A 23,519-nucleotide genomic window follows, 5' to 3' on the forward strand; every position below is an offset into this window, starting at 1 on the left:
GAGCGCAGCAAAGCCGGGACCTCCTCGCTCGATAACAGCGGGTTTGCCTTTTCTCCGGCAGCCGGACAAATAGGCCATGCATCCGCGAGACCAGACCATCTTTGCGCTATCGTCCGGGCGTGCACCAAGCGCGATTGCGATCGTGCGCGTCTCCGGGCCGCAGGCTGATCTGGTGCTGACGACGCTCGCAGGCAAGCTGCCGGCGCCGCGACAGGTCAGCCGCCGGCTGCTCCGGGACAACGCGGGCCAGCCGATCGACGATTCGGTGGTGCTCTGGTTTCCGGGGCCGGGCAGCGCGACCGGTGAGGACGTCGCCGAATTCCACGTGCATGGCGGCCGTGCGGTGCTCTCGGCGCTTCTCGCCGCTATTTCGGTAATACCGAATACGCGGGCGGCTGAGCCCGGCGAGTTCACGCGGCGTGCTTTCGAGAACGGCAAGCTCGACTTGACCGAGGCCGAGGGTCTCGACGATCTCATCCATGCCGATACCGACCGACAGCGGCGCCAGGCGCTGCGGCAATTGCAGGGTCTCCTTGGCGATCGCGCGCGCGACTGGCGCGAGCGCATCATCGAAGCCTCGGCCCTGATCGAGGCCGGCATCGATTTCTCGGATGAGGGCGACGTGCCCTCCGAATTGATGGCGCCTGCGGTCAAGGCGATCAAAGCGCTTCATGATGAAATCACAGAAGTCCTTGCAGCACAGGGACATTCTGAACGCCTGCGTGACGGCCTGGTGGTTGCGATCGCCGGCGAGCCGAACGTCGGCAAGTCGACGCTGATGAACCAGCTAGCGCGCCGCGAGGTCGCGATCGTCTCGCCGCACGCCGGCACCACGCGCGACGTGATCGAGGTGCAGCTCGATCTCGACGGCTATCCGGTTACGGTGATCGACACCGCCGGCATTCGTGAGACCGACGATCCCGTCGAGCAGGAAGGCGTGCGCCGCGCGCGGGCGCGAGCCGAAGACGCCGACCTCGTGCTCTGGCTGGTGGACGGGAAGCGCGCTGTCGATCCGTCCGGCGGCTCGGTCTGGATTGTACGCAACAAGATTGATCTTGGCGGTGGCGGATCCGATGGCGAGTTCGGAATTTCGGCGAGCCGCGGCGACGGAGTTCCGGAACTGGTCGACGCGCTCGTAAAATTCGCTGCCGAATTTTTCGGAGCCAGTGAAGGCGCTTTGGTGACGCGGGCGCGTCAGCGCGATCTGTTGAGCCAGGCGTCGGGCGGCTTGCGCCGGAGTCTGGAGCTTGTAGAAGAGGGCGAGGAGCTTGCCGCCGAAGAGCTGCGCGCGGCGGCCTACGCCCTTGGTCGGCTGCTTGGCCGGGTGGACGTCGAGGACGTCCTTGGAGCCATTTTCCAGAAGTTCTGCATCGGAAAGTAGGACTAGTTCTTCAATGTAGAACTAGCGCTTGTTCCACTTCTTGTGTTTCACGTGAAACACGGGCGGCAGGGGTTGCACTCCGTTTCACGTGAAACATTGGTCTCCACGCCCTAACCGCGTCGTCGGAAGGAATCCTTGCGACGAAGCAATCCAGGCTTGTCTCGACAGCAGGATTCTGGATTGCTTCGTTCCGCTCGCAATGACGGAATTTGGAGCAGGCGCCCCTGCGGCCATTGAACACCTGCGTCTGTGTCGACGTTGTTTCACGTGAAACACTAGTCACTCCAGCGCACTTCCTACTGTGCATGGGGTTGTTTTCAGGAAATTGCGCGCCGCCGTCCGGCTCGCGTTTCACGTGAAACACCCGTCTCGCCAGTTTCTGCTTCCGGCTTTCCGGCCTCTGAGCTAGAAGTCCGCCCATGCGACCAGAGCGGGATACTTTCGACGTCATCGTCATCGGCGGCGGCCATGCCGGCTGTGAGGCCGCTTCTGCGGCCGCCCGGATGGGCGCGACGACTGCCCTGGTGACGCATCGTTTCTCCACGATCGGCGCGATGTCCTGCAATCCCGCCATCGGCGGTCTCGGCAAGGGCCATCTGGTCCGCGAAGTCGATGCGCTGGACGGTCTGATGGGCCGGGTCGGCGACGCCGGCGGCATCCAGTTTCGCGTTCTGAATCGCCGCAAGGGCCCCGCTGTCCGTGGTCCGCGCGCCCAGGCTGACCGGAAGCTCTATGCCGCCGCCATGCAGGCCGCGATCCGGGAGACCGGGGGTCTTTCCGTCATCGAGGGTGAGGCCGACGAGCTGATCATGGTCGATGGCCGGGTGACCGGACTACGCCTGGCGGACGGTCGCGAACTCCGGGCAGGCGCTGTCGTCGTGACCACCGGCACCTTCCTGCGCGGTTTGATCCATCTCGGCGAGAAGAACTGGCCCGCCGGCCGGGTCGGCGAGGCGCCGGCGATGGGTCTTTCGAGCTCCTTCGAACGCGCCGGCTTCACCCTGGGACGGCTCAAGACCGGTACCCCGCCGCGTCTGGACGGTACCACGATCGACTGGTCGGCGGTCGAGATGCAGCCCGGAGACGAGCCGCCGGAGCCGTTCTCGGTGCTGACGGAGCGGATCACGACGCCGCAGATCCAGTGCGGCATTACCCGGACCATGCCTGCGACCCATGAGGTGATCCGGGCCAATGTCCATCGTTCCCCGATGTACTCCGGCCAGATCAAGAGCTCCGGACCGCGCTATTGCCCCTCGATCGAAGACAAGATCGTCCGCTTCGGCGACCGCGACGGCCATCAGATCTTTCTGGAGCCGGAAGGCCTCGACGACAGCACGGTCTATCCCAACGGCATCTCGACCTCACTCCCCGAGGAGGTCCAGCTCGCGATTCTCGCCACCATTCCCGGCCTTGAGCGGGTCAAGATGGTCCGCCCGGGCTACGCCATAGAGTACGACCACATCGATCCCCGCGAGCTCGATCCGACCCTGCAGACCAAGCGCCTGCGTGGTCTCTTCCTGGCCGGGCAGATCAACGGCACCACCGGATACGAAGAGGCCGCCGGCCAGGGCATCGTCGCCGGCCTGAACGCGGCGCTGGCCGCGAGCGGTGCGGCGTTGACGGTTTTCGATCGTGCCGACGGCTATCTCGGCGTGATGATCGACGACCTCGTCACTCGCGGTATCAGCGAGCCCTATCGGATGTTCACCTCGCGCGCCGAATACCGGCTGACCCTGCGGGCCGACAATGCCGATCAGCGCCTCACCGAGAAGGGGATTGCGTTCGGATGCGTCGGAAGCGTCCGAACGCAGCATCACCGCGCCAAGATGGATGCCCTGAATGCGGCGAGGGCACTGTCGAAGTCCCTGACCATCACCCCGAACGAGGCGATCAAGCACGGGCTGACCCTGAACCGGGACGGCCAGCGCCGCTCGGCGTTCGAGCTGATGGCCTATCCGGACATCGGCTGGAGCCAGGTCCGAGCGATCTGGCCGGAGCTGTCGGCGATTGATCCCGTCATTGCCACCCATCTCGAGATCGACGCCAAGTACGATGTCTATCTCGAGCGTCAGAGCGCCGATGTGGAAGCCTTCCGGCGCGACGAGGGGATGGTGTTGTCCGAGGTCGACTACCAGCAGGTCCCCGGTCTCTCGAATGAGGTCCGCGCCAAGCTGGAGAAGGCGCGGCCGTTCACGGTTGGCCACGCCGGCCGGATTGACGGCATGACGCCGGCGGCGCTCGGCATCCTCGCCGCCTATCTGCGGCGCGAAGCACGGAAGACTTCCAAGGCAATTGCATAGGCGTTTCACGTGAAACAGCGCGGATCGGGCGGAGACAGACCGCTAACGCGACGACCCGGTGCGGGTGAGGGCGCCGCGCGCCAATCCGAATCGACACCGGCCAAACCGAGGATCGACAAGGCGAGCGCCAACGATCCATCGCTGGACGCCATCATCGCCGCCGACAAGGCGGCGGCGCTCAAGCTCGCGCCCGTTCCAAATGAAACCGAGGCTCGGCTCGATCGCTACATCGCGTTGCTCAGGGAGTGGCAGGCCAAGACCAATCTGGTCGCGCCATCGACCCTGCCGCACCTCTGGACCCGACACATCGCCGACTCGCTTCAGCTGGTCGATCTCGCGCCCTCGGCAAAGCGCTGGGCCGATCTCGGCAGCGGCGGCGGCTTTCCCGGCGTGGTGCTGGCGTGCGCCATGGCGGGGACGCTGGACGCGCGCGTTCATCTGGTCGAGCGAATCGCCAAGAAGGCTGCCTTTTTGCGCGAAGCGATTCGCGTCACCACCTCTCCGGGAGTCGTACATCTGGCTGAGATCGGGGATAATGTGGATAGAATCACCGGCCCTGTCGATTGCATCACCGCGCGTGCGCTGGCTCCGCTACATCAACTTATCGGCTTTGCGGAGCCGCTGATGCGCCAGGGCGCAAAGGCGTTGTTTCTCAAGGGTCAAGATGTAGAGGCTGAATTGACCGAAGCCGCTAAATATTGGAATATTCAGCCGCAGCTCCATCGAAGCCGGACGGGCGACGGGTGGATCGTCGAGCTGATGTCCGTCGAGCGGCGCGGGTGAGTCGTTCAGGGGTCGAGTGGGGAATTTGCGATGAGCGTGATTGACGAGCCGCAGCAACAACAAGCCGCCGAGGTGCCGCAGGGCCACCCGCGCATCCTGGCGCTGGCGAATCAGAAGGGCGGCGTGGGAAAAACAACCACGGCGATCAACCTCGGAACGGCACTCGCTGCGATTGGCGAGCGTGTCCTGATCGTCGATCTCGATCCGCAGGGCAACGCCTCGACCGGCCTCGGCATCGATCGCCGCAACCGCTCCTGTTCGACCTACGACGTGCTGATCGGCGAAGCGGCCTTGCGCGAAGCCGTGGTCTCGACCGCGGTGCCGCGGCTGCATATCGCGCCCTCGACCATGGATCTCTCCGGCCTCGAGCTCGAGCTCGGCACCACGCCAGGCCGCGCGTTCAAGCTGCGCGACGCCATCGGTGCGCTCAACAACAACGTCTCGCCGGACGCCGACTACACCTATGTGCTGATCGACTGCCCGCCTTCGCTCAACCTGCTCACCGTGAATGCGATGGCGGCGTCGGATGCGATCCTGGTGCCGCTGCAGTGCGAGTTCTTCGCGCTCGAAGGTCTGTCGCAATTGCTCCAGACGGTGGAGCAGGTGCGTTCGACGCTCAATCCGAACCTGTCGATCCACGGCATCGTGCTGACCATGTTCGACTCGCGCAACAACCTCTCGAACCAGGTCGTCGCCGACGTCCGTCAGTTCATGGGCGAGAAGGTCTACAAGACCATGATCCCGCGCAACGTGCGCATCTCGGAAGCGCCGTCCTACGGCAAGCCGGTGCTGGTCTACGATCTCAAATGCGTCGGCAGCGAAGCTTATCTGCGGCTCGCCACCGAAGTGATCCAGCGCGAGCGCGAGCTGCGCGTCACGCATTGAAGCGGTGCCGTAGGGTGGGTTAGCCGAAGGCGAAACCCACCACTGTCTATCTCCGCGGAAACAGAAGGGGTGGGTTACGTCGAGCAATCGCGCTTCGCGCAATTGCAGGGCTAACCCACCCTACGATTCGAAATTCAGTTCTGGAGTGTTGCACCGTGAATCCAAGGGAGCTGGCGATGGCCGATGAAGCGCGTTCGCGACTGGGCCGCGGTCTTGCAAGTCTGATCGGTGACGTCGGCGGCGAGGCGCAGCATGTCGATCGCCCGCGCGCGCAGCGCAAGGTGCCGATCGAATTCATCAAGCCCAACCCGCGCAATCCGCGCCGCACCTTTTCGGACACGGAGCTCAAGGAGCTGTCCGAGTCGATCAAGCAGCACGGCGTGATCCAGCCGATCGTGGTGCGCCCCGTGAAGGGCGCGCAGGATCGCTTTGAGATCATTGCCGGCGAACGGCGCTGGCGTGCCTCGCAGATGGCCGGCCTTCACGACGTGCCGATCGTGCCGGTCGACATCAGCGACAGCGATGCGCTGGAATTCGCGATCGTCGAGAACGTGCAGCGCGAAGACCTCAATCCGATGGAGGAGGCGCAGGGCTACCATGCGCTCGCCAACGAGTTCAAACGCAGCCAGGACGACATCGCAAAAGTCGTTGGCAAGAGCCGCAGCCACGTCGCCAACATGATGCGACTCACGAAACTGCCGGCCGAGGTGCAAGCCTTCATCGCCACCGGCGAGCTGACGGCAGGCCACGCCCGCGCGCTGATCGGCGTGCCCGATCCGCTCGCTGCCGCCAAGCGCATCGTCGAGGAGGGCCTTAACGTCCGCCAGGCCGAGGCGCTCGCACATGAAGAGGGTGTGCCGGAGCGCAAGCCGCAGAAAGCGCGCAGCAGCACCGGCGGCAAGGAAAAAGACCCCGACACGGTCGATCTCGAGAAGCGCGTCAGCGATGCGCTCGGCCTCAAGGTCACCGTCAGTCACCGCGACCCCGGCGGCTCCGTGCAGATCAACTACCGCAACCTCGACCAGCTCGACGAAGTGATGAAGCGGCTGGCCAAGGGCGCGCTGTAGGCCTTGGCCACCGCTGTCGTCCCTGCGAAAGCAGGGACCCATACCGCGTGATCTCTCGATTAAATTGGGTAGCCGTACCGGGCTGCGAGTCTTCGCCAAACTACTCCCTGCGGTTATGGGTCCCCGCGTTCGCGGGGACGACAGCGGAGTGTGTGGCGCGCATCTGTTCCCACATCGTCATTGCTTCGCTGCGCTCGCAATGACGAGGAGAGAGTGGGGGCTCAGCCCCGCCGCTTCGCGTTCGCGGCGATCGCCATCAGCGTGCGCTGTGCGATGGCGGCGGCGAGGGTGGATTGCTTGCGGGTGTCGAGCGCGGCCGTCGCGAGCTGCTCGATGATTGCGGCGAGCCGCGTCACGCTGAAATTGCGCAGCGCGGTTTCGACGGCCGGCTTTCGCGAAAAATGCAGCCGTGGAAAGCCGCCGTCGAGAACCGCGGAAGCCGGCGTGCCGTCGGCGATGGCGAGTGCGGATTTGTGCAGCCACGCGGCCTGGCGCTGTGCGGCGGAGATGATCACGCCAGGATAGGTGCCGGCGATCATGGCCTTGGCGAATTCGGTCTCGACGATATCGGGCCGGCCGGCGAAGGCGCCGTCGACGATCGGATCGAGCTTCAGCTCGGATGCATCGGCGACCACGGCCATCACGTCATCCAGCGTGATCTCGCCTTTGCCATGAGCATAGAGGGTGAGCTTGCGCAGCTCGTTGCGCGAGGCCTGGCGGTCGCCGCCGAGGAACGACATCAGCGCCGCGCGGGCATCCTGCGCAATGCGCAAATTCGCGATGCGGAGCTCGTCCTCGATCAGCCTCGCAAGGTCGCGCTCGGTGTCGGGATAGCAGCCGATCGCCACGGCCGTCTTGGCGCGTTCGCAGGCTTTGCGAAGTGGCGATTCCGGGCGCAGCTCGCCGGCCTCGATCACGATCCGGCAATCCTTCACGCCCATCTCCGCCAGGGTGTCGATACCGCTGGCAAAGCTACGCGAGCCGGCGCGGACGCGGATGGCGCGGCGGCCGCCGAACAGCGGCACTGTCATGGCTTCGTCGACCAGGCGTGACGGCTCGGCCGAGAGCTCGTCGCCGTCGAGTTTGACCATCGCGAAAGGATCGTTGGGATCGTCGACGGCGGAGGCGATCAGCGCATCCGCGCGCTCGCGCACGAGGCCTGCGTCGGGACCGTAGAGCAGGATGATCGGCCGGCCCGCATCGGGGCGAGCGAGGAAGGCGTCGATCTCTTTTCCGCGGAGTGCGACCATCGGACCCAACCGTCATTCCGGGGCGCGCGAAGCGCGAACCCGGAATCTGGAGTTCATGGATTGAGATTCCGGGTTCACCCTATGGGCGCCCCGGAATGACTTACGTGCCCGCAGTGAAGAACGCGGCGAGCCGGGTCGTGATGTTCTCGGCGATCTCGTTGGCGGCACGATCCTCGGCATCACGCACGGCGCGGTTGCGGGCGAAGCGCTGATAAGAACCGGGCATGTCATAAGACACGCGCGAGAACGTGGTGCCGGTCATCACCGACTTGCCGCTGACGACCTCGATCAGATTGTACTGGGCGTCGATGCCGTAGTTTTCACTGCTCGGCAGACCGGTGCTGGGATCGACAATCAGGGAGGACTTGCTGGTGTTGAAGCGGATCACCAGGCGGTGGGTCGGCGGCATGCCCGTGGCCGTGCCGTAGAGCTTGAATGCGAGGGCGTTACGAACCTCCACTCCGACCCGGGCCTCACGGGAGGCGTTAGCCTTGTCGATCGGCGGCAGATCGACGCCCATCAGCTTCTCGCGAAGGCCGGGTGTGCCGTCGGTACGCTCGGCATACATCGGCTGGAAGCAGCCGGCCGTCAGCGCCGCCAGAGCGGCGACTGCGAGCAGGCGAGCTGCGATGCGGATCCTAGCCGACAACATTCACGATCCTCTTGGGGACGATGATCACCTTGCGGACGGGCTTGCCGTCCAGGGCCAGTTTTACCGCATCGAGGGCCAAAACGGCAGCCTCGATTTCCGTATTCTGGGCCGCTGTTGCAACTGTGACCTCGCCCCGCTTCTTGCCGTTGACCTGGACCACCAGGGTCACGCTGTCTTCAACCAGCAAATCGCGTTCGATTTGGGGCCAATTGGCCTCCGAAACCAGCCCGCTTTGGCCCAGGGCCTGCCAGCACTCCTCGGCCAGATGCGGCATCATCGGAGAGAACAGCGGAACCAGGATCTGGCTGGCCTCCCGGATCGCCCAGACCAGGTCGGGGGCGGGCTGACCGGGACGCTGGAGGATCTCCGAGAACGCATTGGCGAATTCGCGGATATGGGCCAGGCACACATTGAAGTGCAGCCGCTCGATACCGGTGGTGACCTTGTCCAGTGCGCCATGGGCGGCCTTGCGCAAGGCGGTCGCATCAGGCCCGAACGAAGCCGGCCGAGCCGCCGGCGCACCCTTGCCGAGTTCCGCCGCGTCATTCACCAGCCGCCACAGCCGCTGCACGAAGCGCGAGGCGCCCTGGACGCGCTCGTCGCTCCAGATCACGTCGCGGTCAGGCGGGGAGTCCGACAGCATGAACCAGCGGGCGACGTCGGCGCCGTAGGTCTCGATGATGTCGTCGGGATCGACCGTGTTCTTCTTCGACTTCGACATCTTCTCGATCGCGCCGATCTGGATGTCTTCGCCCGTCGTCAGCAGCGTGGCGCGGCGCCCGTTGCCGCCGACCTCGATCTTCACCTCGGCCGGCTGCACATAGGCGCCGTCGGCCTTCTGATAGGTCTCGTGCACCACCATGCCCTGCGTGAACATGCCGGCGAACGGCTCGTCCAGCGCAATGTGCCCGGTCGCCTTCATCGCACGGGTGAAGAAGCGGCTGTAGAGCAGATGCAGGATCGCGTGCTCGACGCCGCCGATATACTGGTCGACCGGTAGCATCCGGTTGGCGATGGCGGGCGTCGTCGGCGCGGTCTCGTTCCAGGGATCTGTGAAGCGCGCAAAATACCAGGACGAATCCACGAAGGTATCCATGGTGTCGGTTTCGCGCTGTGCCTTCGCCCCGCATTTCGGGCAGGTGACGTGCTTCCAGGTCGGATGATGATCGAGCGCATTGCCCGGCTTGTCGAAGCTGACATCCTCCGGCAGCACCACCGGCAGATCGGCAGCCGGCACCGGCACCACATCGCATTTTGGGCAATGGATGACAGGGATCGGGCAGCCCCAATAGCGCTGGCGCGAAATGCCCCAGTCGCGCAGGCGGAAATTGACCTGCCGCTCGCCGACCGGCGCGTTGCCACGCAGCTCGGTTTCCAGGCGCTTTGCAACCTCGTCCTTGGCCTGATCAATGGTCATGCCGTCGAGGAAGCGCGAATTGATCATGCGGCCGTCACCGTCATAGGCGGTGTCGGTGATGACGAACGTCTTCGGATCCTGGCCCTCGGGCAGACGACCGGCGTGTTGCCGAGACCGTACTTGTTGACGAAGTCGAGGTCGCGCTGGTCGTGCGCGGGGCAGCCGAAGATCGCGCCGGTGCCGTATTCCATCAGCACGAAGTTGGCGACATAAACCGGCAGCTTCCAGCTCGGGTCGAACGGATGCACCGCGCGGATGCCGGTGTCAAAGCCCTGCTTCTCCGCGGTGTCGATGATCGACTGCGCGGTGCCGATCTTCTTGATGTCGGCAATGAACTCCGCGAGTTTCGGGTTCTTCGCGGCGGCGGCCTGCGCCAGCGGATGGTCGGCTGAGATCGCCATGAATTTTGCGCCGAACAACGTGTCGGGGCGTGTCGTGAAGATCTTCAGCTCGTTCTCGCCGGCGGGTGTCGTCGCCGCATCCAGTGCGAAACGGATCAAGAGGCCCTCGGAGCGGCCGATCCAGTTGCGCTGCATCAGCCGCACCTTGTCGGGCCAGCGGTCCAGCCCATCCAGCGCCGACAGCAGCTCCTGCGAGTACTTCGTGATCTTGAAGACCCACTGGCTCATCTCGCGCTGTTCGACAACGGCACCGGAGCGCCAGCCGCGGCCGTCGATCACCTGCTCGTTGGCGAGCACGGTCATGTCGACCGGATCCCAGTTGAGCTTGCGCTTCTCGCGCTCGGCGAGGCCGGCGGCGAGCATGTCCAAGAACATCTTCTGCTGGTGCTTGTAGTAGCTGGGGTCGCAGGTCGCGATCTCCCGGCTCCAGTCCAGCGACAGCCCGATCGAGCGGAGCTGCTTCTTCATCGCGGCGATGTTGTCGTAGGTCCAGGCCTTCGGCGCGACCTTGCGCTCGATGGCGGCGTTCTCGGCCGGCAGACCGAAGGCGTCCCAGCCCATCGGGTGCAGCACGTTGAACCCCTTGGCGCGCATGAAGCGGGCCAGCACGTCGCCGAGCGTGTAATTGCGGACATGGCCGATATGGATGCGCCCGGACGGGTAGGGGAACATCTCGAGCACATAATATTTCGGCCGCGAATCGTCGTTCTTGGAAACGAAGATCGCCTGCTGGTCCCAGGCGGCCTGCCAGCGCGGTTCGGCGTCGCGGGCGTTGTAGCGTTCGGAGGTCATGGAATCGTTCGGTTTTCGTGGTTTGGGCCGTCTAAAGACGGCGGACTAGGCCATAGAAGTCCTCAGGGGTCAATGGGTTGCCGCTGGCGGCGGCATCCCGCAAGGCTGCTCCGCAAAACTACGGAGCGGCCTATTGGGGTCGGATTAAGGGGTCGGTGCGAGGTTGGCCGCCAACAGCACCCGCCAGGCAATGGATTCAAGCTTCGACGATCACGATCACGACTATGCCGCGTCCATCGCCGGACGGGCGATGCGGAGCATGGCCGAGCAGCGGATTCCGCCGACACCGACCAATTTTGCCGTCTGGTTCCAGTATTTTGCAGGCAGCCAGGACGATTTGCGCAACGCCGTCGATCTCCTGATCGACCACAATCGCCCATTCGATGCCAGGACCAATCAGGATCTGTTCGAGACCTATGTCGCACCCCAGGTGAGTGCCGTCGTCGTCAACACGTCCGAGCGGCTGCATACCCTGATGGGCGCGGCGAAGGAGTTTCTGGCGACCGCGATCGCGGACAACCAATCCCAGATGCAGGCGATCAGCCAGGTTACCGACCAGGGCAACGCCGGCGTCGATCCGAAGGCCCTGGTCGGACAGCTCATGAACGAGCTGGCGCGCGCCGCCACGAGGGCGACACGGCTCGAGGCAGGCTTTGCGGAGAAGACCCGGGAGCTCGATGTGATCCGCGACTCGCTCTCCAAATCCGAGGAGCGCGCCCGGACGGATACGTTGACGGGCCTCGCAAACCGGCGGGCGCTCGACGAGTTCCTGCGCAAGGCGCAGACGATGGCGGACTGGGGCGAGCCGCTCAGCGTTCTGATGCTCGACATCGACCACTTCAAGACCTTCAACGACAATTTCGGTCACGGCGTCGGCGACCAGGTGCTGCGGCTGATGGCGAGGGTGCTGCGCGAAAAGGTTCGTCAGCAGGATCTGCCGGCGCGCTATGGTGGCGAGGAACTGATCGCCGTGCTGCCGGATGCCGATCTCGCCATTTGCGCCGAGATCGCCGAGGTGATCAGGCGCGCGATCGCCGAATGCACGATCACGCGACGCTCGACCGGCGAGATCCTGCCCGGCATCAGCGTGTCGATCGGTGTGGCGCAGTACCGGGCCGGCGAGGCGATCACCGACCTGATCGAGCGCTGCGACCGCGCGCTCTATCTTGCCAAGGGTGGCGGCCGCAATCGCGTGGTGACGGAGAGCGAGCTCGATCGCGCCGGAGCTGCGGGTTAGCGATCAACCCGCCATCATCATGTCGGCCGCGCCGTTCTCGATCACCTGGATGCCGTGCTCGACGACGTTGTTGCGGCCGCGATGTTTTGCGGCATAGAGCGCGGCGTCCGCGGCTTCGATGAGATCGCCGGGCCGCAGGCTCTCGTTGGGCTTCGTGGCGGCAACGCCGATCGAGACGGTGACGATCATGTGCGCCGAGGTGATGTGCGGCAGGCAAAGTTTCAGCACCGCGGCGCGCACCAGCTCGCCGATCTCGACGGCGCGCATCACGTCGGTGTTCGGCAGCAGCAGGCAGAACTCTTCGCCGCCATAGCGCGCCGCAAAGCCCATCGTGTCGGCGGCAATGCCGGACAGCGATTCGCCCAGGCGGGTCAGGCAGGAATCGCCTTCGAGATGGCCATAGGTGTCGTTGAACAGCTTGAAGTGGTCGACGTCGATCATCAGCAGCGCGAGGTCGCTGTTATATTGCTGCGCGCGCATCCATTCGAAGTCGAGCCGGCTCTGGAAGCCGCGGCGATTGGCGAGTCCCGACAGCATGTCGATCGAGGCCATCACGGTCAGCCGGTCGTTGCTCGCGATCAGCTCGCGCTCGCGCTGGCTGAGCTGCGCGGCCATCGCGTTGAACGCGCGGGCCAGCGGCACGAACTCGGCCGGCAGGCGGTTGCGCGCGGCGCGCGCCGACAGATCGCCTTCGCCAAGACGCTTGGCCATGTCGGCCAGCATCTCGATCGGCTTGATCACGAGTTTCTCGGCGGCAATCAGCGCGCCGAGCAGGACGAACAGAACGACGAAAGCGAGCTGGAGATAGGCGGTGCGGATGTCGCGGCTGACCGCCGCGGACACCTTGTCCTCGTCGATGCTTGCGATCAGGCGGGCATTGGTGCCGGCGATGCGGATGTAGCTGACCGCGCGGCGGGAGCCGTCGGCGGCCAGGAAAGAGAGTGAGCCTTCATCCTGGTTCGACCGCAGCGCCTTGTCGGCGATCGCGGACATCAGCGGCATGTTGTCGAGAGGGCGGCCGATCGCGCCATGCTGGTCGGCCGGCGCCGCCAGCACGATGCCGGCGCTGTCGACCAGCACGGCGGTGATGCCGGCGCGGCCGCCGAGATTGTTCATGACCTTCGACATCCAGTCGAGGTTGACGGTCGCCAGTACGACGGCATCCGCCGTACCGCTGAAGGCGGAGACGGGATAAACCGCCATGACGGTCGGAGACAGCACGGGCCGCGACAGGATGAAGTCGCTCAGAACGAAGCGGCCGGTTTCCTGCGCCTGCTGGAAATAGGGCCGGTCGCTGAGGTCGAGGCCGACATACATGTTGTTGGTGGCGCACTGGATGCGCCCGTCCTGGCCGGCGATCAGCAGCGTGCGGATCCAGGGAAGGTTCGACGGCAGGCTCGCACGCAGCACGTCGCAGCTCTTGCTGATGCCGCCGGCGGATGCCCGGATGAAAGCTTCCGATTTCAGGATGGTCTCGACCGACGAGATCACCTCGCGCTGCGCGTCGGCGCTGTGCCTTGCCACGGTCGTGAACTCGGCGGTGGCCTGCGCGATCTGCCGCGCGCGCGTGTCCTCGAGCGAACGGATGCGCTCGAACATCAAGGGCGTCACCAGAATCACCGCGAGCAACGCAAGCCGTGCCCGGATTCCGAGAACCTGCTTGAGTTTCGCTCGTTTGCGGTTGAAACTGACGTTTGCCATCTTCGCTACCCACCCCGCGGGCTAAGGTAAAGCGAAGGGTTCAAAAACTCTTTCTTGAACTCGGTAAAATTGGACTTACCTCGGTTACGATCGCAGACAATCGACCTCATGACAGACGCCAATGCCGCGCCGGTAACCGGCCATTCACCAAACGCGCTCGCCGCGGTCGAAGCCGAGATCGCGCGCGCCTGCAAGGACGCGCGGCGCGAGCGCGCCTCGGTGACGCTGATCGCAGTGTCAAAGACGTTCGCGGCAGATGCAATTATGCCGGTCATCGCCGCCGGACAGCGCGTATTCGGCGAAAATCGCGTGCAGGAGGCCAAGGGCAAGTGGCCAGCGTTAATCTCTGCTTACCCGGATATCGCACTGCATCTGATCGGGCCGCTGCAATCCAACAAGGCAAAAGAGGCGGTCGCGCTGTTCGATGCCATCCATTCGGTTGATCGCCCGAGCATTTGCCAGGCGTTAGCCAAGGAAATCGAATCCCAGGGCAAGCATCCCGAACTGTTCGTCCAGATCAATATCGGCGAGGAGCCGCAGAAGGCCGGCATCGCCCCCGGCGAGGCCGACGCCTTCATCGCCAGCTGCCGCGACACCTATGGGCTGACGATTTCCGGCTTGATGTGCATTCCGCCGGTCGACGAACCGCCGGCGGCGCATTTTGCGCTGACCGCCAGGATCGCGGAGCGCAACGGACTGAAGAAGCTCTCGATGGGCATGAGCGCGGATTTCGCAACCGCCATCATGCTCGGTGCCACCCATGTGCGCGTGGGGAGCGCGATCTTCGGGCACCGGTAGTGCTGTCGTCTCGGACAAGCGCAGCGAAGCGGAGCGCAGATCCGGGACCCATACCGCGTGATCTCTGATTGGCGAATGGTCTTCGTACCGGCGAGAGTTAGGCAACTCTCAGTCTTCGCCAAACTTCTCCCTGGGGCTATGGGTCCCGGATCTGCGCTCCGCTTGTCCGGGACGACAGCGGACTTTGCCGCGGTTACACAAACCCCACCGATACCTTCCCCAGCACGCCGAAGTCCGCCGCAAAATGATCGCCGGCTTGAATCGGCAGCGGCGGATGGCATGTGCCTGTCGTCACCACCTCCCCTGCCCGCAAGGTAATGCCGAGTCCGCGCAGCTCGTTGGCAAGCCACGCCAGCGCAACACGGGGATCGCCAAGCACGCTCCTGCCGTGGCCGATGTAGCGCTCACCGCGCAGCGTGATCTGCGGCCGTTGCTCGACCAGATCCATCGCACGCCAGTTCGCGGTCGTCGGCTTGCCCAGCACGAACTGATGCGCGCAGGCATTGTCGGCGATGAGCTGCGCCTCGCCCGCGCCAACAAAATCGGCAAAGCGCGAATCGGGAATCTCGATCGCGGGATGCAAGGTGTCGACGGCGGCGAGCACGTCGTCGATGGTGTATGGCGTCGCACGCGGCGGCAGGTCGCGGCCCATGCGGAAGGCGAATTCCGGCTCGCCCACGGCCATCTCGTTGCCCTTCATCGACGCCGTGCCGCCATCGGCGATCAGTGTGTCGCTCATGATGCGACCCGCCAGCGGGCCCGCGACATTGATGTGCTTCTGTCCGGCCTCGCTCGTCGCCGCGATCTTCCAGCCGAACAGTTTTCCGAGCGACTGTGTTTCGAGCGCGGCCTGGATGGCGTAGCCGTCAGCACGGCTCTGCGGCCGCAAATTTCTCTCGAGCGCATCGAGCTTGGTGCCGTCGCGCCAGTGCTGGACGAGCAGGCGCGATGCGGCGGCGATCTGATCCTGGTCGAGCATGTGTCCTCATCCGATGATGATTTTTGTTTTTGGTCCAAGCCGTCGCAGCAATTGCAGCATCGCCGCCCTGGTCATGGAGACGCAGCCCGCGGTCGGGCCGAAATTGTCGCGCGCCAGATGCAGGAACACGGCGCTGCCGCGGCCGGCGATCCGCGGCCGTGTGTTGTGGTCGATTTCGATGATGAAGTCATAGAGTTGGTCGGCTCGCTTGAGCCGGTCACCGGCCTGCTCCCGATCGAGCCGGATTGGCTGATTGTAGTGGCGGTCTTTGGGGTCCTCACACCAGGCGTCGGTGTCGCCGATGGTCCGTGCAGGCAGGAAGGTCTGTGGGCGGCTGTGCCGGTCGCCCCGCCACCACAATTGTCTGGGACGGAAGCTGCCCCTCGGGGTGCCGCCATCGCCCTCGCGCTTGTTGGCCAGGATGCCGCCGCGCCCCAGCGCCACCGGAATCGTCAACGGTCCAGCCGTCAGCCAGCCCCGGCGCGGATTCCCCGCAGCAGGCTTAACGCGGATCGCCGGAAGCGGCCCCGAGGTCCGATTCCTGGTGTAACCAACTGACGCTGCTTTATTTTTCATGTGAGCGTGCGATGTCGAATTCATTACAGGACATTCATCAAAACGGCCTGCTATTCTGGGTTAGAGTGCTTCCGGCTTGTGAATCGGTAACAGCCCACTACTTCAACACGAATAACAATAATAACGGCGACCCCTAACTTTCCCTCGCGGCTGGGTGCAGCATGCATGCGCGCCGAGTCGGACTCCAAAAGGATGACCCCCTATGGCCAATGCCCGCAAGATCCTCATCGTGGATGATGATACCGATCTGCGCGATACGTTGGTGGAGCAATTATCGCTGCACGAAGAATTCGAAGCCTCCGCCGTCGATACCGGCGCCAAGGGCGCGAGCGCCGCGAAGGCTAATTCCCCCGATCTCGTCCTGATGGATGTCGGCCTTCCCGACACCGACGGCCGCGAGGTTGTCCGCTCCCTGCGCAAGGGCGGCTTCAAGGCCCCGATCATCATGCTGACCGGGCATGACACCGATTCCGACACGATTTTGGGGTTGGAATCCGGCGCCAACGACTATGTCGCAAAGCCCTTCCGTTTCGCCGTGTTGCTGGCGCGCATTCGTGCCCAGCTCCGCCAGCACGAGGCCAGCGAGGACGCGGTGTTCTCGGTCGGCCCCTACTCCTTCCGCCCCGGCTCGAAGATGCTGACAGCGGCCAATGCGCGCAAGGTCCGCCTCACCGAGAAGGAAACGGCGATCCTTCGCTTCCTCTACCGGGCCGGTCAGATGCCGGTCTCGCGCGAGACCCTGCTCCAGGAGGTCTGGGGCTATAATTCCGGCGTCACCACCCACACGCTGGAAACCCACATCTACCGCCTCCGCCAGAAGATCGAGAAGGACGCCGCCAATCCGGAGATCCTGGTCACGGAAGCCGGTGGCTACAAGCTGGTGCCGTGATACGCTTCAAGGGCGTGCGAATCGTTTTAGATCGCATGCCCTTTGAGCCTCGGACCTGAATGTCAATCGACGACGACGTAGCGCTTCTCGAGCGTGTCCCGACATTGCGCCTGTTGGGAGACGCCTCGCTGCGCATGCTGGCGATCGGCTCCGAGCAGCGTAACTTCGTCCGCGGCGACGTCCTGTTCAATCTCGGCGACGATGCCGATGCCGGCTACGTGGTCCAGCGTGGCGCCTTCCGGGTCGATGATGGCGCCGGCGCCGAAATGATCGCGGGTCCCGGCGCGCTGATCGGCGAGCTCGCGCTGGTGGTGCCGATGAAGCGGCCGTCGAGCGCGATCGCGCTGGAGCACGCCTCCGTCATCCGTGTCGCGCGCAGCCTGTTTCAACGCGTGCTCGAAAGCGACCCCGCGGCCGCCGTTCGCCTGCGCGACGAATTCGCGGTGCGGTCGAGCCAGATTGCGAGCGATATATTGATGGCGGGCGCGAAGCTGACGTCGTAGCTCTCTCCCCTCGTCATTCCGGGGCGCGCGCAGCGCGAGCCCGGAATGACGGGACTCAAACCTCCAGCGTCACCGTGACAGGCACGTGGTCCGACGGACGCTCCCAGCTCCGCGCGTCGCGCAAGATCCTGAAATCGCTGACCGCATCCTTCAGCGCGCGCGAGACCCAGATGTGGTCGAGCCTGCGGCCGCGGTCGCCGACGGTCCAGTCGGCAGAGCGGTAGCTCCACCACGTATAGACCTTTTCCGACATCGGGATGCGATCGCGTGCGACGTCGACCCACTCGCCGGCTTCGAGCGCGGCCTTCAGCTTCTCGGTCTCAACCGGCGTGTGAGAGACGACCTTCAGAAGCTGCTTGTGCGACCACACGTCGTTCTCGTGCGGCGCGACGTTGAGATCGCCGACCAGGATGTGGCGATCCTCCCCGCGCGGATGCAGCGGCTCGCAGGCCTTCATCTCGTCGAGGAAGCGAAGCTTGTGGTCGAATTTCTCGTTCAGTGCGGGGTCGGGAATGTCGCCACCGGCGGGCACGTAGAAATTATGCAGCACCAGCGGCTTTGCGATGTTGGCCTTGCTTCCGAAGGATACGGAGATATGGCGCGAATCCACCTTGTCGCAGAAGGTCCGGATGTCCGTCGATTCGAACGGAATCTTCGAGACGATGGCGACGCCGTGATAGCCCTTCTGTCCGTTCAGCGCGACATGCTCATAGCCGAGCCGCTTGAAGCGCTTCAGCGGGAAGGCATCGTCGATGCACTTGGTCTCCTGCAGGCACAGCACGTCCGGCCGCGCGCTCTTGAGAAACTTCGCGACCAGTTCGATGCGCAGCCGCACCGAATTGATGTTCCACGTTGTCAGGGAAAAACGCATGAGAGATGCGTCTTAGCATGGATTGGCGCGGGGAAAGCATCTGCGTGCGATAGGCTGACTCTGGCCATCCACGACAATCTCGTGCCCCGGACGCTGCGCGGCACGAAGTGACGCGCTGCAGAGCCGGGGCCCAGCTGTGAGAGAGTCTGGGTCCCGGCTCTGCGCCGCACCGCTGCGCGCTGCGTCGCGTCCGGGACACGAGACCGGGCTACCCCGGCGACTGGCCGTAATTGGTGAAATCGATCTTGAACATGCCGGGGTCGAGCTTCTTGGTCGCGTCGAGATTGTAGACCGCGATCGTGGTGTCGTAGCCCTGCGGGTCGGTGACGGTCCACTGCTTCAACTGGCCGTCCTTGGCGCCGAACATCAGCATGAGGCGGCTGGTGCCGACCAGCGCCTGCTTCTCCTCGATGGTGACGCTGACGAAGACGTCGTCGGCCGAGACGCTGACGACGTTGGTGTCCTTCATCAGGTCGATGCGGTCGGACAGCAGGAAGCGCAGCGGCGTCTGCGACAGCGGATAGACGTCCTGCGTAGCCAGCTTGCGGTCGCGCACCACCAGCGACGATCCGTCGGCGACGATGTCGATCGGGCTCGGTGCGTCATATTCGAAGCGCACCTTGCCGGGTTTCTGGATGTAGAAGTCGCCTTGCGTCTTGCTGCCGTCGGGGCCGACCTGCACGAAATTCCCGACCAGCGTCGACAGGGAGGACAGGTAGGCGCTGACCTTGGCCGCCTGTGCCTTCTGGTTGGCGTCGAAGGTCTGGAAGATGCTGCTCGGCACGTTGCGGCGCGGATCAGGAATGACCGGATTCGGCGGCGTCTGCGTCGCGCCGGTGACGGCGGGTCCTCCGGCGGGCGCGCCACCGTCGCGGCCCTTCGGCGCGGGCTTCGGCACAGGCACGGTCTGCGCGACGGACGCCGCGGTCACCATCGCGGCGGTGACGAGAAGCACGCCGGCCATGCGCGCGCCTCGCGCAGCGAGGGTGGCAGCGAATCGAATGTCCGGATGTCTGATCAACGCGTCGTCCTGGTTGGCTGGGCGTCTTTTTAGCGTGATTTCGGGCAAAAGCAGATAACGTTTTTGCGTGAAATAATGTTCTGAGGCGGCTGGCCTCACATATGGCTGTCTTCTTCTTCGACCAGAATCTCGCGTTTGCCGGCGTGGTTGGCGGGGCCTACGATGCCTTCCAGTTCCATGCGCTCCATCAAGGACGCGGCACGGTTATAGCCGATTTGCAGGCGGCGCTGGATGTAGCTGGTCGAGGCCTTGCGGTCGCGCTTGACGATGGCAACGGCCTGCTGGAACAGGTCGCCGCCGCCATCCGCGCCCATGCCACTGGCGTCGAATACCGCGCCGTCCTCGTCCTCGGCGGGCTCTTCGGCGGTAACAGCCTCGAGATATTCCGGCTGGCCCTGGGTCTTGAGGTGACGCACCACCTTCTCGACTTCCTCGTCGGAGGCAAACGGTCCGTGCACGCGGCTGATGCGGCCGCCGCCGGCCATGTAGAGCATGTCGCCCTGGCCGAGCAATTGCTCGGCGCCCATCTCGCCCAAAATGGTGCGGCTGTCGATCTTGGAGGTGACCTGGAAGGCGATGCGGGTCGGGAAGTTCGCCTTGATGGTGCCGGTGATGACGTCGACCGACGGACGCTGCGTGGCGAGGATCACGTGCAAGCCGGCGGCGCGAGCCATCTGCGCGAGGCGCTGCACCGCGCCTTCGATATCCTTGCCGGCGACCATCATCAGGTCGGCCATTTCGTCGACGATGATGACGATGTAGGGCAGCGGATCGAGCGAGAGCTTCTCTTCCTCGTAGATCGCCTTGCCGGTTTCCTTGTCGAAGCCGGTGTGCACCGTGCGCGTCGGCTCTTCGCCCTTGGCCTTCAATTCGAGCAGGCGCGTGTTGTAGCCGTCGATGTTGCGCACACCGAGCTTGGCCATGTTCTTGTAGCGCTCCTCCATCTCGCGCACCGCCCATTTCAGCGCGACCACCGCCTTCTTCGGATCGGTCACGACGGGCGTGAGCAGATGGGGAATGCCGTCATAGACGGAGAGTTCGAGCATCTTCGGATCGACCATGATCAGGCGGCACTGGTCCGGTCGCAGCCGGTAGACCAGGCTGAGGATCATGGTGTTGATCGCGACCGACTTGCCGGAGCCGGTGGTGCCGGCGATCAGCATGTGCGGCGTGCGCGCGAGGTCGATGATGACGGGGTCGCCGCCAATGGTCTTGCCGAGGCAGAGCGGCAGCTTCGCAACCGAGTCGACGGTTTCCTTGGCGACCAGCAGCTCGCGCAGATAGACCTTTTCGCGATGCGCGTTCGGCAGCTCGATGCCGATGGCATTGCGACCGGGCACGACCGCGACACGCGCCGACAGCGCGCTCATCGAGCGTGCGATGTCGTCGGCAAGTCCGATGACGCGCGACGACTTGATCCCCGGCGCGGGCTCCAGCTCGTACAGCGTGACGACAGGACCCGGATTGGCCTTCACGATCTCGCCGCGCACGCCGAAATCCTGCAGCACGCCTTCGAGCGAGCGCGAATTGGCTTCCAGCTCGGCCTTGCTGAGCGGCTGGCGATCGCCGGCCTTCGGCGCGGCCAGCACGGACACGGACGGAAGCTCGAACCTGTCGGAGGATTTTTTGGAAGCGGCTTTCGGCGCGGCCTTCTTGCGCGGGGCGCGCGCGGCGGGCTCCTCCTCTTCCTCCTCCTCCTCCTCGTCTTCCACCTCTTCTTCGTGCTCGTCCTCGTCGTCTTCGTCATGGGACTGCGGCGAGATCGACGGTGCGGCACGACCGCCTCCGAGATTCGGCTCCTGGCGGCTGAACGAAACGGCCTTGGTCTTCGGTCCGCTCGAGACCAGCGAGCGGTAAGCGGCACCGCACAGCCAGATCAGCCGCGCCTTCGTGCTCATCAGCGCGTGGAACAGCCAGCCCAGCGACACCGAACCGCGATCGCCCTCTTCGTCTTCGTCGAGCGGCTTGTCGTCATCCTCGATCTCCGCGAGCTCGTCGTCATGCTCGCGGGCGCCGAGGCCGCAGGCGATCAGGAAGGTCGCGGCCATCGCGGCGAACAGGATCGTGCCCAGCACGATGCGATAGATCGTGCCGGCGGGTCCGAAGATCACCGCGGGCGCGCGCACCAAGGCATCGCCGACCACGCCGCCGAGGCCGGTCGGCAGCGGCCAGGCGCCGCCATGCGGCCAGCAGCTGACGAAGCCAGCCGCGATCACCGTGCAGAGGATCCAGGAGCCGAGCCGCAGCGCTTCGCGGTCGAACGGCCGATGCGTCAGCATGCGCCAGCCCCAGACGGCGACGGTCAGGATCAGCATGATCGCGCCGAGCCCGAGGATCTGCATCGCAAGGTCGGCGCCGATCGCGCCGGCATAACCCAGGATGTTGCGGATCGGCCGCGAGGTGGCGTGGCTGAGGCTGGGATCCTGCACCGACCAGGTCATCAGCGCGGCGGAGGCGACGCCCGACAGCGTGATCAGGCCGAAGCCGGCGAGCTCGCGTACGCGCCGGCCCAGCGCCTCGCGGATCGAGGGCGGCAGATGGCTGACCAGTGGAATGACACGTTCGATCGCCGACATGCTCATGGGCCCCGCCTAACCCAGAGTCTCGACCAGTCGGTGCAGCGCCTGCGCCGTGGTCTCGCTATCCTGCACCAGCGCGAGGCGAATGTAGCCCGCGCCGGGGTTGAAGCCGTCGGGCTGGAGCCGCGCCAAAAAGCTGCCGGGCACCACGCGCACGCCTGCTTCCTTGAAGAGTTTCAGACACACCGACACGTCGTCGCCGATGTCGGACGTGTTGAGCCAGACGCAGAAGCCGGCATCGGGCCGGCGATAGCCGTAGCGATCGCCGATGATCTGGTCGGCGAGATCGAACTTGATCCGGTAGAGCCGACGGTTCTCCTCGACGTGCGCCTCGTCGCCGTAGGCAACGGTCGCGACATGCTGGAGCGGCACCGGCACCTGCGGAGCAGCGATGTTGCGCAGCTCGAGGAACATGCCGATGAACTTCTTGTCGCCGGCGGCGAAGCCGACACGCAGGCCCGGCAGGTTGGAGCGCTTCGACAGCGATTGGAACGCAGCTACGCGGGTGAAGTCGGGGCCGGCGCATTCGAGTGCACTGCCCGGCGCCTCACGGGTGTAGATCTCGGAATAGCACTCGTCGCTGAGGATCATGAAGTTGTAGCGGTCAGCGAGGCTCTTCAAGCGCTTGAAATAATCGGGCTTGGCGACCGAGCCCTGCGGATTGGCGGGCGAGGCCAGATAGAATGCCACCGTGCGCGCGAGCGTCGCTTCGTCGATGGCATCGAGATCGGGCAGGAAGCCGTTTTGAGCTGTGGTCGGCAGATAGACCGGCTCGCAGTTGGCGGCGCGGGCGCCGGCGCCATAGACCGGATAGAACGGGTTCGGCATCAGGACGGCGGGCTTGCCGGGGCGCGGGCCGACATAGCGCGCGGCCGCGATCGCGGCGAGGAACAGCCCTTCGCGGCTGCCATTGAGGACGAGAATCTCGGTCTTGGGGTCGAGCGGTCGCGGCAGCTTGAAGCGCGACGACAGCCAGGCGCTCGCGGCTTGGCGGAACGGCTCGGTGCCCTGATTCATCGGGTAGCGGCCGAAATCGGCGATGTGCTTGGCCAGGACCGGGCCGACGAAGTCAGGCACGGGATGCTGGGGCTCGCCGACCGCAAGCGAAATCAGGGGCTTGCCTGGCTGATGGGGGGCCAGCAGCTCGTTCAGCCGGACGAACGGCGAGCGTTCGGTATCGGAGCTTCCACTGGCCTGCGGCGCACTGGATGAAGCGGTCATAGCCATTCTGGACGCCAGCACTCTTGGAACAGCCGGTCGCACCAAGGCGCCGGCGGGAAGCGGTTCAGTTCACCATAGATAGGGCGAGGTTAAGACGCGATTAACCATCGGTGGCCCGGCCCGTCCAGAGCTGGAATTATGAGGCCGGATAACGACCGGACGCATGGCGGTTCTCACCTCTCCCGCTTGCGGGAGAGGGAGCACCGTCCTCCGGGC

18 protein-coding genes and 1 pseudogene are annotated in these 23,519 nt (G+C 64.8%); 9 read left to right on the forward strand and 10 right to left on the reverse strand.

The window, feature by feature from the left end:
- The first annotated feature begins 76 nt into the window (after positions 1-76).
- The 5 genes from mnmE (at position 77) to F8237_RS15470 (ending at position 6,416) form a co-directional block, all read left to right on the forward strand.
- The gene (gene mnmE, locus F8237_RS15450; RefSeq protein ID WP_151645889.1) at positions 77-1,381 is read left to right on the forward strand and encodes a tRNA uridine-5-carboxymethylaminomethyl(34) synthesis GTPase MnmE; all 1,305 of its coding nucleotides are present in this window, start codon (positions 77-79) and stop codon (positions 1,379-1,381) included.
- 419 nt (positions 1,382-1,800) lie between these two features.
- Positions 1,801-3,681: a tRNA uridine-5-carboxymethylaminomethyl(34) synthesis enzyme MnmG gene (gene mnmG / locus F8237_RS15455; protein ID WP_151645891.1), complete on the forward strand. Its 1,881-nt coding sequence runs from the start codon at positions 1,801-1,803 to the stop codon at positions 3,679-3,681.
- 9 nt (positions 3,682-3,690) lie between these two features.
- Positions 3,691-4,464: a 16S rRNA (guanine(527)-N(7))-methyltransferase RsmG gene (gene rsmG, locus F8237_RS15460; RefSeq protein ID WP_151645893.1), complete on the forward strand. Its 774-nt coding sequence runs from the start codon at positions 3,691-3,693 to the stop codon at positions 4,462-4,464.
- A gap of 30 nt (positions 4,465-4,494) precedes the next feature.
- The gene (locus tag F8237_RS15465; RefSeq protein ID WP_151645895.1) at positions 4,495-5,349 is read left to right on the forward strand and encodes a ParA family protein; all 855 of its coding nucleotides are present in this window, start codon (positions 4,495-4,497) and stop codon (positions 5,347-5,349) included.
- A 176-nt stretch (positions 5,350-5,525) separates the two neighbouring features.
- Complete coding sequence (locus tag F8237_RS15470; RefSeq protein ID WP_162006062.1) at positions 5,526-6,416, forward strand: ParB/RepB/Spo0J family partition protein; 891 nt, start codon at positions 5,526-5,528, stop codon at positions 6,414-6,416.
- A 221-nt stretch (positions 6,417-6,637) separates the two neighbouring features.
- Here F8237_RS15470 and holA read toward each other — a convergent pair whose 3' ends face one another.
- From holA to leuS, 3 genes and pseudogenes are all read right to left on the reverse strand, one after another.
- Positions 6,638-7,666 carry a DNA polymerase III subunit delta gene (gene holA, locus F8237_RS15475; RefSeq protein ID WP_151645899.1) on the reverse strand — a complete coding sequence of 343 codons (1,029 nt, stop codon included), beginning with the start codon at positions 7,664-7,666 and terminating at the stop codon, positions 6,638-6,640.
- 100 nt (positions 7,667-7,766) lie between these two features.
- Positions 7,767-8,318, reverse strand: coding sequence for an LPS assembly lipoprotein LptE (lptE, locus tag F8237_RS15480; RefSeq protein WP_151645901.1), 552 nt, complete (start codon positions 8,316-8,318; stop codon positions 7,767-7,769).
- Positions 8,305-10,928 (reverse strand): annotated as a pseudogene (leuS, locus tag F8237_RS15485) (leucine--tRNA ligase). The gene lptE and the pseudogene leuS overlap by 14 nt, the downstream one beginning before the upstream one ends.
- Before the next feature lie 190 nt (positions 10,929-11,118).
- Here leuS and F8237_RS15490 point away from each other — a divergent pair.
- On the forward strand, positions 11,119-12,165 hold the full coding sequence (locus F8237_RS15490) for a GGDEF domain-containing protein (RefSeq protein WP_201280198.1): 1,047 nt from the start codon (positions 11,119-11,121) through the stop codon (positions 12,163-12,165).
- 3 nt (positions 12,166-12,168) lie between these two features.
- On the opposite strand, the gene F8237_RS15495 is transcribed toward F8237_RS15490, so the two are convergent.
- Entirely contained in the window at positions 12,169-13,866 is a 1,698-nt protein-coding gene (locus F8237_RS15495) for a diguanylate cyclase domain-containing protein (protein ID WP_151645903.1), read from the reverse strand.
- Between the two features lie 108 nt (positions 13,867-13,974).
- Here F8237_RS15495 and F8237_RS15500 point away from each other — a divergent pair, with 108 nt between their 5' ends.
- The gene (locus F8237_RS15500; protein ID WP_151645905.1) at positions 13,975-14,664 is read left to right on the forward strand and encodes a YggS family pyridoxal phosphate-dependent enzyme; all 690 of its coding nucleotides are present in this window, start codon (positions 13,975-13,977) and stop codon (positions 14,662-14,664) included.
- A 193-nt stretch (positions 14,665-14,857) separates the two neighbouring features.
- Here the strand turns inward: F8237_RS15500 and F8237_RS15505 are convergent, their stop codons facing one another.
- On the reverse strand, positions 14,858-15,643 hold the full coding sequence (locus F8237_RS15505; RefSeq protein ID WP_151645907.1) for a 2-keto-4-pentenoate hydratase: 786 nt from the start codon (positions 15,641-15,643) through the stop codon (positions 14,858-14,860).
- Between the two features lie 6 nt (positions 15,644-15,649).
- Positions 15,650-16,219, reverse strand: coding sequence for a L,D-transpeptidase family protein (locus F8237_RS15510; protein WP_162006063.1), 570 nt, complete (start codon positions 16,217-16,219; stop codon positions 15,650-15,652).
- Between the two features lie 202 nt (positions 16,220-16,421).
- Here F8237_RS15510 and F8237_RS15515 point away from each other — a divergent pair, with 202 nt between their 5' ends.
- Complete coding sequence (locus F8237_RS15515) at positions 16,422-17,108, forward strand: response regulator transcription factor (protein WP_008142830.1); 687 nt, start codon at positions 16,422-16,424, stop codon at positions 17,106-17,108.
- A gap of 59 nt (positions 17,109-17,167) precedes the next feature.
- A complete protein-coding gene (locus F8237_RS15520; protein WP_151645910.1) occupies positions 17,168-17,611 on the forward strand; it encodes a cyclic nucleotide-binding domain-containing protein in 444 nt (147 codons plus the stop codon).
- Between the two features lie 55 nt (positions 17,612-17,666).
- Here F8237_RS15520 and xth read toward each other — a convergent pair whose 3' ends face one another.
- From xth to F8237_RS15540, 4 genes are all read right to left on the reverse strand, one after another.
- On the reverse strand, positions 17,667-18,482 hold the full coding sequence (gene xth, locus F8237_RS15525) for an exodeoxyribonuclease III (RefSeq protein WP_151645912.1): 816 nt from the start codon (positions 18,480-18,482) through the stop codon (positions 17,667-17,669).
- Positions 18,483-18,690: 208 nt separating this feature from the next.
- A complete protein-coding gene (locus F8237_RS15530) occupies positions 18,691-19,446 on the reverse strand; it encodes an outer membrane lipoprotein carrier protein LolA (protein WP_151645914.1) in 756 nt (251 codons plus the stop codon).
- Between the two features lie 152 nt (positions 19,447-19,598).
- Positions 19,599-22,085 carry a DNA translocase FtsK gene (locus F8237_RS15535; RefSeq protein ID WP_151645916.1) on the reverse strand — a complete coding sequence of 829 codons (2,487 nt, stop codon included), beginning with the start codon at positions 22,083-22,085 and terminating at the stop codon, positions 19,599-19,601.
- A 9-nt stretch (positions 22,086-22,094) separates the two neighbouring features.
- Positions 22,095-23,309 carry an aminotransferase class I/II-fold pyridoxal phosphate-dependent enzyme gene (locus tag F8237_RS15540; RefSeq protein WP_162006064.1) on the reverse strand — a complete coding sequence of 405 codons (1,215 nt, stop codon included), beginning with the start codon at positions 23,307-23,309 and terminating at the stop codon, positions 22,095-22,097.
- Positions 23,310-23,519: the final 210 nt, after the last annotated feature.

Source organism: Bradyrhizobium betae (assembly GCF_008932115.1).
GTDB classification, from domain to species: Bacteria; Pseudomonadota; Alphaproteobacteria; order Rhizobiales; family Xanthobacteraceae; genus Bradyrhizobium; species Bradyrhizobium betae.

Bases quoted from the DNA above. Each gene is read 5' to 3' on its own strand.
- mnmE (WP_151645889.1), top strand. From the start codon at position 77: ATGCATCCGCGAGACCAGACCATCTTTGCGCTATCGTCCGGGCGTGCA.
- mnmG (WP_151645891.1), top strand. From the start codon at position 1,801: ATGCGACCAGAGCGGGATACTTTCGACGTCATCGTCATCGGCGGCGGC.
- F8237_RS15465 (WP_151645895.1), top strand. From the start codon at position 4,495: ATGAGCGTGATTGACGAGCCGCAGCAACAACAAGCCGCCGAGGTGCCG.
- F8237_RS15470 (WP_162006062.1), top strand. From the start codon at position 5,526: ATGGCCGATGAAGCGCGTTCGCGACTGGGCCGCGGTCTTGCAAGTCTG.
- holA (WP_151645899.1), bottom strand. From the start codon at position 7,666: ATGGTCGCACTCCGCGGAAAAGAGATCGACGCCTTCCTCGCTCGCCCC.
- lptE (WP_151645901.1), bottom strand. From the start codon at position 8,318: ATGTTGTCGGCTAGGATCCGCATCGCAGCTCGCCTGCTCGCAGTCGCC.
- F8237_RS15490 (WP_201280198.1), top strand. From the start codon at position 11,119: ATGGATTCAAGCTTCGACGATCACGATCACGACTATGCCGCGTCCATC.
- F8237_RS15495 (WP_151645903.1), bottom strand. From the start codon at position 13,866: ATGGCAAACGTCAGTTTCAACCGCAAACGAGCGAAACTCAAGCAGGTT.
- F8237_RS15500 (WP_151645905.1), top strand. From the start codon at position 13,975: ATGACAGACGCCAATGCCGCGCCGGTAACCGGCCATTCACCAAACGCG.
- F8237_RS15505 (WP_151645907.1), bottom strand. From the start codon at position 15,643: ATGCTCGACCAGGATCAGATCGCCGCCGCATCGCGCCTGCTCGTCCAG.
- F8237_RS15510 (WP_162006063.1), bottom strand. From the start codon at position 16,219: ATGAAAAATAAAGCAGCGTCAGTTGGTTACACCAGGAATCGGACCTCG.
- F8237_RS15515 (WP_008142830.1), top strand. From the start codon at position 16,422: ATGGCCAATGCCCGCAAGATCCTCATCGTGGATGATGATACCGATCTG.
- F8237_RS15520 (WP_151645910.1), top strand. From the start codon at position 17,168: ATGTCAATCGACGACGACGTAGCGCTTCTCGAGCGTGTCCCGACATTG.
- xth (WP_151645912.1), bottom strand. From the start codon at position 18,482: ATGCGTTTTTCCCTGACAACGTGGAACATCAATTCGGTGCGGCTGCGC.
- F8237_RS15530 (WP_151645914.1), bottom strand. From the start codon at position 19,446: ATGGCCGGCGTGCTTCTCGTCACCGCCGCGATGGTGACCGCGGCGTCC.
- F8237_RS15535 (WP_151645916.1), bottom strand. From the start codon at position 22,085: ATGAGCATGTCGGCGATCGAACGTGTCATTCCACTGGTCAGCCATCTG.
- F8237_RS15540 (WP_162006064.1), bottom strand. From the start codon at position 23,309: ATGGCTATGACCGCTTCATCCAGTGCGCCGCAGGCCAGTGGAAGCTCC.